Here is a 10,298-nt window from a genome sequence, read left to right as displayed (position 1 = left end):
ACCCGCATTCGCATCCACCGCATCCCGCGCCAAAGCCAGCGACGCCACGCCGCCGATCACCACGATCGCTGGCGAGCCGAGTCCGGCCCGCGAGACCGTATCCGCAAACTCGCCGAGTCGCGCGAGCGCATGGCGTTGCTCAGGGCGCGTAGCCGATTCGATTGCCGCGCACGGCGTATCGGCACTCATCCCGGCCGCGAGCAATGCGTCGACGATATCGTTCAGCCGCCGCATGCCCATGTAGACCACCAGCGTCATCCGAGTGGCGACGAGCGCGGCCCAGTCCGGCTCACCGCTGCCGGAGCCGTGTCCGGTGACGAACACCACGCCTTGCGCGTGATCGCGATGCGTCACAGGAATGCCGATGGACGCAGGCGCCGCAATCCCAGCGGTGATGCCGTTGATCACATCGACGCTGATGCCCGCGGCGTGCAGCGCCTGCTGTTCTTCGCCGCCACGGCCGAACACGAACGGATCGCCGCCTTTCAAACGCGCCACGCTGCGTCCCGCCTGCACGTGTTCGAGCATCTGCGCGACGATGCCGGCCTGCGGCGTCGATGGATGGCCGCCACGTTTGCCGACATACACCACCAGCGCGTCGGCGCGCGCGAACTGCAGCACGTCGGGATTCACCAGATCGTCGACCAGCACCACATCGGCTTGCGCCAACGCGCGGGTCGCCTTGAGCGTCATCAGTTCGACGTCGCCGGGGCCGGCGCCGATCAGCCAGGCGCGGCTCATTGCGGCGAGCATGGCGCGCGCCATGTCGTGACAAGCGGGAACGGATAAGGCTTGATGAGGCCGGAGGCGGCGGACATTGAGGTCATGCGGTGCTACGGATAACGCGCGACAAACAACGCCGCTCGCCGCGTTTCCGCGAGGGGAAACTGCCGACGGCCGCGCCACGTCGTGCTTCAGCGCCTTCACATCCGTCCCTCGCGGATTCCGGCGGCCGGCAGCGTGACGTTCGCTGCCTCCGCGTCTGGCCGGTATCCGGGCTGACGGCCTCATGCGTTTTGCCTTCCCGTCCGGATTCGTCAGACAGTGGCATCAAAAACGCATGCGCGATGCGCAAGCACCGCAGGTCGCTTACCGTTGCGGGGACAGCACAGGTTGAGCGCAGCGAGCGCGGCCTGTTTCCCGTTTAACTGCACATGCGAACGCATGTGCGGGCACCAAACGCGCGCATACGATAGCACAGGGCAGGCCGCGCGGGCACTGCGGAAAGGCCCTGCCGCGCCCGGCGTTTCCTTGACGGCACGGGGCCGCGGGCCTAAACTCGCACGCACTTTGGTGCTCGTGTGCGCGCTCGTGCGCATGCAGTTAAACGGGAAACAGGGTGCCCACCTGCAATGGACCGGGTCAACCTGTGCTGCCCCCGCAACGGTAAGCGAAAAGCGGTGCGTTCAAGCGCGCTGCAGAGCCGGCTTCGATGTCACGCGCAAGGCCGCGTCGGCATATCACCACTGGGCGAGAAACCACTCGTCCGGGAAGGGGAAGCGGCGCTTTCGCCAGCCCGGATACCGGCCAGACGACGAAGAACGACCATCGCGGGGATGCGATGGCGCGTTCATGACCTCATTCTCATTTCCAGTTTTCGGTTGCCCCGGCAACGCCGTTACTCGTCCCCGTGTTTTGTTATTGTTGTTGCCGGCAGGGCCTGGGCCCCGTCCGCATGACCTTTGCAGACAAAACGCGCAGGCGCGCCGGCGTGCACGTGCCACTTCTACGGATGGACCTCACGATGCAAACTCAAATGCGCAAGATCCCCGTCACCATCGTCACGGGTTTTCTCGGCAGCGGCAAGACCACGCTGCTGCGGCACATTCTTCAGCATGCGGGCGGCAAGCGCATCGCGGTAATCGTCAATGAGTTCGGCGAACTCGGCATTGACGGGGAAATTCTCAAGGGTTGCGGCATTGGTTGCGATGAAAACGGTGTAGAGACCGAAGGGCAGCTGTATGAACTCGCGAACGGTTGCCTGTGCTGCACCGTGCAGGAAGAGTTTTTCCCGGTGATGGAAAAACTGGTCGAACGCCGCGAGCAGATCGATCACGTGCTGATCGAAACCTCCGGTCTCGCGCTGCCGAAGCCGCTGGTGCAGGCGTTCAACTGGCCGCAGATCAAGAACAGCTTTACCGTCGACGCGGTCGTCACCGTGGTCGATGGCCCTGCTGCGGCAAGCGGCCAGTTTGCCGACAATCCGGTCGCAGTGGACGCGCAACGCAAGGCCGATCCGAATCTCGATCACGAATCGCCGCTGCACGAATTGTTCGAAGACCAGTTGTCGGCGGCCGATCTGGTGATTCTGAACAAGACGGACTTGCTCGACGAATCGCAGCAGGTTTCGGTCGAGGCCACTATCCGCGAAGAAATTCCACCGCAGGTGAAGATCGTGCGCGCGCAGAGGGGGCAGCTCGACCTGCATACGCTGCTGGGCCTCGAAGCGGCGTCGGAAGAGACGATCCATTTGCGCCACGACCATCACGGTTCCGCCGAAGACGCCGATCATCACCACGATGAATTCGATTCGGTGGTCGTGCACGCGAATGTTTCGTCGCGCGAGGCTGTGATTGCCGCGTTGCAAGGACTCGTCGAAGCGAACACGATTTACCGTGTCAAAGGTTTCGCGGCACTGCCGGGCGCTGCGATGCGTCTGGTGATCCAGGGCGTGGGCCGTCGTTTCGATAGCTATTTCGACCGGCGCTGGCAAGCAGGCGAAGCGGGTGAGGGCCAGCAAAGCCGCTTCGTGCTGATTGGTGAAGACCTCGACCCAGCCGCGCTGCAACAGGCATTCGAAGCCGCGCTGAGCGCGGTGGCGAGCGCCCAACCGCAACAGGCGTAACCGTTCATGCATCTGCTGCGCACCACGCCGGGCGGTTTTGTCGACGATACGCAAGGCGTGATCCGTATCGATCAGCGGCCCGCCGATATCGTGGTGCTCAGTTCCGCGGATACCACGCTGTCGCTGCTCGCGAGCGTGTTTCCGCGTCTGGGCGAGGGTTTTCCGAGCGTGCGGCTCGCGAACGTCACGTATTTGCGGCAACCGGCATCGGTCGATTTTTATGTCGAAGACGTGTTGCAGCATGCGCGTGTCGTGGTGGTCGATCATCTCGGCGGTGAGGCGTATTGGCCGTACGGCATCGAGCAGGTGGTCGCGCTCGCCGAGCGCAAGCAGCAGACGCTCGCCATGTTTTCCGGCGATCTTCAGGAAGACCCGAATCTGCTCGCGCGCAGCACCGCCGACGCCGACCTGTGCCATCAGCTATGGCGTTATCTGCGTGAAGGCGGCCCGCAGAATGCCGAGGCGTTCCTGCGTTGCATTGCATACCGCTCGCTTGGTTGGGGGCGCGAGCCTGCGCTGCCGCGCGCATTGCCTGCCGCGACGCTCTACCATCCCGAACACGACACGCCGACAATGGCCGACTGGCAGGCGCACTGGCGTGAGGGTGCGCCGGTCGCGGCGATTCTGTTCTACAAGGCGCATCTGCAGGCAGCCAACACGGCGGTGTTCGACGCCCTGATCGATGCGCTCGCGGCACACGGCCTGAATCCGCTGCCGATCGCGATTACCTCGCTTAAAGATGCGATGAGCCGTGAAGTCGTGCAGCAGTTGTGCGCCCAACATGACGTCGCGCTGGTGCTGAATACGACTGCGTTCGCCGCCTCCGCCATCGACGATCCCGAGCCGCTTGCGCTCGCCGGCGACGCGCCGGTGATGCAGGTGATCCTGAGCGGCGGTAATCGCGAAGACTGGGTCAAGGACAATCAGGGCCTCAATTCTCGCGATATCGCCATGCATATCGCGCTGCCGGAAGTGGACGGCCGCATCATCACGCGGGCGATCAGCTTCAAGGGCCTCGCCTATCGGTGTCCGCACACCGAGGTGGACGTGGTCCGCTATCAACCGGACCTCGAACGCGTTGGTTTTCTGGCCGAACTGAGCCGCCGCTGGTGCCGTCTGCGCACGCTCGATAACGCGGACAAGAAGCTCGCGCTGATTCTCGCGAACTACCCGATGAGCGAAGGGCGCATTGGCAATGGCGTGGGACTCGATACGCCGGCCTCGGTGGTCGGCATGCTGTCCATGTTGCGCGATGAAGGTTATCGGTTAGGCGATTTGCCCGCCGACGGCGATGCGCTGTTGAAGAAGCTGACCGAAGGCGTCACCAACGATCCGGTCGTGCGTGACTTGCGGCCCGCGTTGCAAAGCCTCGCGCTCGACGACTATCTGGTGTACTTCAACGCGTTGCCCGCGGAAGCTCGCCATGCGCTGAACGCACGCTGGGGTTCACCCGAACAGGATCCGACGCTGCGGCGCGGCCGTTTCATGATCGCGGGCTGGCGGTGCGGGCAGGTGTTCGTCGGCATTCAACCGTCGCGCTCTCGTGAGCAGGGCGATTACGCGAGCTATCACGACGCTGAACTTGTACCACCGCATGCATACCTGGCGTTCTATTTCTGGCTGCGTCATCAGTTCGGCATCGACGCGGTCGTGCATGTCGGCAAGCACGGCAATCTCGAATGGCTGCCCGGCAAGAGCGTCGCGTTGAGTGATGCCTGCTGGCCCGATCTGATTCTCGGTCCGATGCCGCATCTGTATCCGTTCATCGTCAACGATCCGGGCGAAGGCAGTCAGGCGAAGCGTCGCGCGCAAGCCGTCATCATCGACCACCTGATGCCGCCGCTCACGCGCGCCGAAAGTTATGGTCCGTTGCAGGACCTCGAGCGCCAGGTCGACGAATACTACGAAGCGCTGATGGTCGATCCACGCCGCTCGAAGCTGTTGAGACGCACCATTCTCGCGACCATCGTCGAGCATAAGCTGCATGACGAGTTGAGTCTCGCGGAGCCGAACGGTCAGGACGATGAGGACGTGCTGCTGACACGCGTCGACGCCTGGCTGTGCGAGTTGAAGGAGGCGCAGATTCGCGATGGTTTGCATACGTTCGGGCAATCGCCTGAGGGTGTGCAGCGGCGCGATACGTTGCTGGCGCTGGGGCGCTTTCCGATCGGCGATGGCCAGGGCGGCAAGGCCGGTTTGATCGATGCATTGGCGCGTGATCTGCAGATGGATCATCTATTCGATCCGCTATCGGTGGATTGGTCGGCGGCGTGGGATGGTCCGCGTCCTGACGTGTTGCTGAAGGTGAGCGATGCGCCCTGGCGGCATTGTGGCGATACGCGCGAGCGGCTGGAGCTGCTGGCGGCCGAGATGTTGCGTGAAGTGTGCGGTGGTGAAACGGTTGATGCCGCACCCGCACCCGCACCCGCACCCGCACCCGCATCCGGAACCTTGCCGCAAGCCGAACGTGTGATCGAACGCTTGCGCCATGACGTGCTGCCGCGGCTCGACGCCTGCGGTCCGCAGGAAATGCGGCATCTGAAGCGCGGCCTTGAAGGGCGCTTCGTGCCGCCGGGGCCGAGCGGTTCGCCGTCGCGGGGGCGGCCCGACGTGCTGCCTACCGGCCGCAACTTTTATTCGGTCGATACGCGCGCGGTGCCGACGCAAGCGGCATGGTCGCTTGGTTTGAAATCCGCGCAGCAGTTGATCGAACGGCATTTGCAGGAAAAGGGCGATTACCCGCGCGCGATCGGCCTCTCGGTATGGGGCACCGCGACCATGCGCACCGGCGGCGACGACATTGCCCAGGCACTCGCCTTACTCGGCGTGCGGCCAAAGTGGGCGCCAGGCAGTCATCGCGTGACCGACTTCGAGATCATGCCGATCGAGGCTTTCGACCGGCCTCGTATCGATGTCACGTTGCGCGTGTCCGGCTTTTTCCGCGATGCCTTCGCCAATGTGATGCATCTGTTCGACGCCGCCGTGCAAGCCGTGGCCGAACTCGACGAGCCCGAAGACCTGAACCCGATCCGCGCGCGCGTGCTGCGCGAACGCGACGCGCTGATTGCGCAAGGCATGGACACCGCCGAGGCACGTAAGCGCGCCGGCTGGCGTGTCTTCAGCGCGCGGCCCGGTGCCTATGGTGCGGGTTTGCAGGACATGATCGACTCGCAGCAATGGCAAACCGACGCCGATCTCGCGAACGCCTATCAGGCGTGGGGCGGTTACGCCTACACGCAGAAAAGCGCCGGCGAAGAAGCGCGCCATGCGTTCGGCACGCGCCTCGCAGTCATGGACGTCGTGCTGCAGAACCAGGACAACCGCGAGCACGACCTGCTCGATTCGAACGATTATTACCAGTTTCAGGGCGGCATGGTCGCGGCGGTGCGGCATCTGGCGGGCAATCAGCCGCAGGTCTATCACGCCGATCACAGCAACCCGGCCGCGCCACGTGTGCGCACGCTGCATGAAGAGATCGCGCGCGTGATCCGCTCGCGGGTGGTCAATCCCAAATGGCTCGATGGCGTGAAGCGTCATGGCTACAAGGGCGCCGCTGAAATCGCGGCGACGGTCGACTATCTCTACGGCTACGATGCAACCGCGCGCGTGATCGCCGATCACCAATATGCGCTCGTCACCGACGCTTATCTGAACGACGCCAATACGCGCGCGTTCTTGCAGCGGCACAATCCACACGCCCTGCATTCGATCTGCGAGCGTCTGCTCGAAGCGATGCAGCGTGGTTTGTGGCAAGCGCCCGGCGACTATCGTGCGCAAGTCGAACAGCATCTGCTCGCGAGCGAGCAGCAGATCGAAGGAATGCAAACATGAACGCAGCGACTCAACGGCCCGCTTTTCCATTTGCCGCGCTGATCGGCCAGACACCCTTGCAGCAGGCGCTCCTGCTGGCTGCGATCGATCCCGGTCTGGGCGGCGTGCTGGTGAGCGGGCCGCGCGGCACGGCGAAATCGACCGCGGCGCGCGCGCTCGCCGAGCTGCTGCCGGAAGGGCAACTGGTGAATTTGCCGCTCGGCGCGAGTGAAGATCGCCTGATCGGCACGCTCGATATCGAAACCGTATTGCGCGATGGCTCGGTGCGGTTTTCGCCTGGCTTGCTCGCGAAAGCGCATCGCGGCGTGCTGTATGTCGATGAAGTGAATCTGCTGCCCGATGCGCTCGTCGATGCATTGCTCGATGCGGCTGCCAGTGGTGTGAATACCGTCGAACGCGATGGCGTCTCGCATAGTCACGACGCGAGCTTTGTGCTGATCGGTACGATGAATCCGGAAGAAGGTGAACTGCGGCCGCAACTGATCGATCGTTTTGGCTTGATGGTCGGGTTGCAGAACTGTTTCGAGCCACAGGTGCGTCAGCAGATTGTCAAGGCGCGTCTGGCGTTCGATCTCGATCCGCAGGGTTTTCGTGCGGATTATGCGCAGCAACAGGAGACGTATGTTCAGCGGATTTGTGCGGCGCGTGAAGCGCTGCCGCAACTCGGCTTCGACGACGCCGTGCATGCGCATGTCAGCGCGCGGTGCATCGACGCGGCGGTCGATGGGTTGCGCGCCGATCTCGTGATGTTGCGTGCAGCGCGAGCATTGGCGGCGCTGGAGCAGGCAACTGCTGTGACGACGGAGCATGTCGAGCGGGTTGCTGAGGCGGTGCTGATGCATCGGCGCCACGATCGCGATACGCGTGCAATGGGTGACGCGCGTGGTGGCGAAGCGTCACAGCAGGCCGCTGACGACGCGGATGCCACGTCCTTGCCATCTTCGCTGGATGCAATGCCAGGCACAGCTGCAGGCGACAGCGATTGGGGTTACTTGCCGCCCCAGCCTGCTGGCGTCGCGCAGGTGAAGGGCGTCATTCCGCTCAACGCAAAAAAACGCTGAGCCATCGGAAGGGTGCCGCCGCTGACTCGCACAGCGGTTTTCGATGGCGGCAAGGTGCCGGCGCAGGTTCGCGTGGCCGATTGCAAGGCGCGCCGGGCAAGCGCATCGCGTGGTTGCAGACGCTTACCGCCATGCGTCAGGACACCTTGCGCGCCGAGCATCTTCGCTTCGTCAGAGAGGCGCCGCAGGGCGGGGTGCTGCATTGCTTTGTGCTCGATTGCTCGGGTTCCATGCTTGGCGGACAGCGCCTCACACTCGCCAAGGGTTTGCTGATTGCGTTGTTCGATCGTGCAAGCGCCTCTCGCGCCGAGGCGGCGCTGGTGTGTTTTGGCGGTGCCGGCGCCGATCTGCGTTTCGGTCCGGCTGTGCCGCGCTGGTGGAACGAGCGTTGGCTGAGGCCGGTGGGCGGGGGCGGCGGGACGCCGCTAGCGTCCGGCGTGCGTCAGGCTGCGCTGGTGCTGGAGCGCAGCGCCCGGCGTAACCCCGCGCAACAGCGCTGGTTGTGGATCCTGACCGACGGCCGCAGTGGCGATCAGCCGGCGCGGCCGCGTCACGCGGACGAGGTGGTATTCGTCGATTTCGAGCAGGCGGCGATACGGCTGGGCCGTTGTCAGACACTTGCCGATGCATGGGGCGCGGCGTTGTTTACGCCGGACCAGCTGATCACCTGATTCTGCGTGACCCGCGGCACGTTTTCGCGCTTATTTCAAACCGTTGGACCAGTACTGCACATCGTCCTGGCGATCGAAGACGAAGACTTTCATCGCCATCTGCTGGGCGGTGTCGAGTTGATCGAGTTCGAGGCCGTGGGTCGACGGCTCGCCCGGCGCACTACCTTTCTGCACGTTGCGGATGACCGCGGTGGTTTCGATTGCGGTTTGCATCTCCCCCGATTTCAGGCAGAAGGCGATGCGCAGCCGTTCGCCGACCGCGCCCAGCGTCCACGGAGTGGTCAGCGACATGCCGAGCGCGCTGATGCTTTTGGCGAGACCCAGACCTTCATATGCATCGCCGGTTTCGCCGATGCCGAAGCGCACCGCGAGGTGCGCATGGACGCGGATCGACTTGCGTTCGCGCAGGCGGCGGATCACACCGGGTTTCGATAGCACCACATAGTCGAACGGGGCGCGGCACACTGCCTCGACCGTGCAGACGAAACGAAACACGGCATGGCTCGCTATGGCGACGATTTCGATGTTTTCACCGGGGCCTAGCGGCAGGATGCGGCCGTCTTGCAATGGCGGCGTGACGAAGATCGCCTGGTTGGGCGCGAAGCCGATGACGCGGCATGGATGCATCGGGGCGCCGCTGCCGAGCTGGGAGCGTATGCCTATTAATGCACCTATCGTCAGGTGCATGTCTTTTAGTGTGAGGTTGCTGGGGGTGTCGGCGGGGTGGTCGGCGTGGGATTCCGGTTGTGGGGCCGCGTCCAGCAGGTCGGCGCGGTGCGGATGGAAGTGGTCGAAGAGGAATTTGCGCTCGTCCGTGGTCGCGAGGAGGGTGCCGCTGGCGAAGAGGAGTGTCCCGTCGGCGTCTGCGATTGGCCAGTCGAGTGGGGTGCCTATGGGGACTGCCTCCGGAGTCAGGGAGGGCGATGGGGTGGCGGGGTCTGGCGTCACGGACTGGGCTTCTGCTTGGGCTTCTGATGGATTTTCCATAGTCGTCGGCGGCTAAATATGTGGCGTGATTACTTGTTTACGGCTGCGGTGGGGGGAGCTTTAGGGTTTGGGGTTTTGCTTTTCTTTTTTGGGGTGTTTTGCGGGAGGGGTGGTTTTTTTGATTTGCTAGTGGTCTATTAGTGTGGCCCCTGTGCGGGGCGGCACTTACTTTCTTTGCCGCCGCAAAGAAAGATAAGCAAAGAAAGCGGCTCACACCGTCAGCTCATAAGCGGGGCCCTCGCACAGTTACGATAGTGGTGCATCTGGAATCCGTGTTCTCGCACATTCGGCCGGAGTGACAAGGGCGTCATACTTCCGGCGGCGCTGCGCGCGCCGAAGCGTATTTCGTAAAACCACGCTTCGCGTTGGCGTTTCTTGTTGGCTCCTGTTTGTCTTTGTGGCTTGTGTGCAGATTTTGCTGCGCATCCTCTGTTCGCTCGTTCCCTCTGCGTCCTTGTTGTCTTCCGTGTCTCGTGGCGCGGATCGTTCGATAGAGTTAGCGTCTCTTGCTTGCAAAAATTTGCAATTGCTGGTATCGCCTGAAATTGATCGGATGCCTAAGTATTTTTGCGGTGGGCGAACAGGGGGTTGTTTCGGTGTTGCTCAACTTTTTGAAAATAATTGCACAGAGGGGATTGACGACATGCCGACCGTTCTCCATAATCTCGTTTCTCTGCTGCTGATGCAGCGACGCAGAACGAAGCGGTGCCGGGTGGTTGAAGTAGGCGCTGGTTCGGTAGTGAATGCGTAATCGATCTTTAAAAATTAACAGCCGATAAGTGTGGGCGCTTGATGCGCGATGCGAGCCGGGCTCTTCGGGGTCTGGCGTAAAGCGAAAGTATCAAGTCTCACACTAGTATTAAGGAAGGTTTTCCTGTTGGGGTGGATTCACGCCGACAGGAG

At 63.0% G+C, this 10,298-nt stretch carries 6 protein-coding genes and 2 riboswitches; of the genes, 4 read left to right on the top strand and 2 right to left on the bottom strand.

Annotated elements, in window-relative coordinates; translation table 11 throughout:
- The coding region (gene cobA, locus PQQ95_RS36340) for a uroporphyrinogen-III C-methyltransferase (protein ID WP_408447181.1) at window positions 1-741 on the bottom strand (741 nt) is incomplete at its 3' end.
- Window positions 742-967: 226 nt separating this feature from the next.
- A riboswitch (cobalamin riboswitch) is annotated at window positions 968-1,195 on the bottom strand.
- A 79-nt stretch (window positions 1,196-1,274) separates the two neighbouring features.
- A riboswitch (cobalamin riboswitch) is annotated at window positions 1,275-1,546 on the top strand.
- A gap of 198 nt (window positions 1,547-1,744) precedes the next feature.
- Here cobA and cobW point away from each other — a divergent pair.
- The 4 genes from cobW (at window position 1,745) to PQQ95_RS36320 (ending at window position 8,408) form a co-directional block, all read left to right on the top strand.
- Window positions 1,745-2,845 carry a cobalamin biosynthesis protein CobW gene (cobW, locus tag PQQ95_RS36335; RefSeq protein WP_408447178.1) on the top strand — a complete coding sequence of 367 codons (1,101 nt, stop codon included), beginning with the start codon at window positions 1,745-1,747 and terminating at the stop codon, window positions 2,843-2,845.
- A 6-nt stretch (window positions 2,846-2,851) separates the two neighbouring features.
- The gene (cobN, locus tag PQQ95_RS36330) at window positions 2,852-6,676 is read left to right on the top strand and encodes a cobaltochelatase subunit CobN (RefSeq protein WP_408447175.1); all 3,825 of its coding nucleotides are present in this window, start codon (window positions 2,852-2,854) and stop codon (window positions 6,674-6,676) included.
- Entirely contained in the window at window positions 6,673-7,737 is a 1,065-nt protein-coding gene (locus tag PQQ95_RS36325) for a magnesium chelatase ATPase subunit I (RefSeq protein WP_408447172.1), read from the top strand. Before cobN ends, PQQ95_RS36325 begins: the two co-directional genes overlap by 4 nt.
- A gap of 80 nt (window positions 7,738-7,817) precedes the next feature.
- Window positions 7,818-8,408 carry a vWA domain-containing protein gene (locus PQQ95_RS36320; RefSeq protein WP_408447169.1) on the top strand — a complete coding sequence of 197 codons (591 nt, stop codon included), beginning with the start codon at window positions 7,818-7,820 and terminating at the stop codon, window positions 8,406-8,408.
- Window positions 8,409-8,438: 30 nt separating this feature from the next.
- On the opposite strand, the gene PQQ95_RS36315 is transcribed toward PQQ95_RS36320, so the two are convergent.
- Window positions 8,439-9,395 (bottom strand): flagellar brake protein, encoded by a 957-nt coding sequence (locus PQQ95_RS36315; RefSeq protein ID WP_408447166.1) that lies wholly within the window; start codon window positions 9,393-9,395, stop codon window positions 8,439-8,441.
- Window positions 9,396-10,298: the final 903 nt, after the last annotated feature.

The sequence above is a fragment of the Paraburkholderia caffeinilytica genome (assembly GCF_046030355.1).
In the GTDB taxonomy this organism is placed as follows: Bacteria; Pseudomonadota; Gammaproteobacteria; order Burkholderiales; family Burkholderiaceae; genus Paraburkholderia; species Paraburkholderia caffeinilytica_B.
The sequence above is the reverse complement of the archived record's forward strand: the minus strand, read 5'-3'. Positions and strand labels throughout refer to the sequence as shown.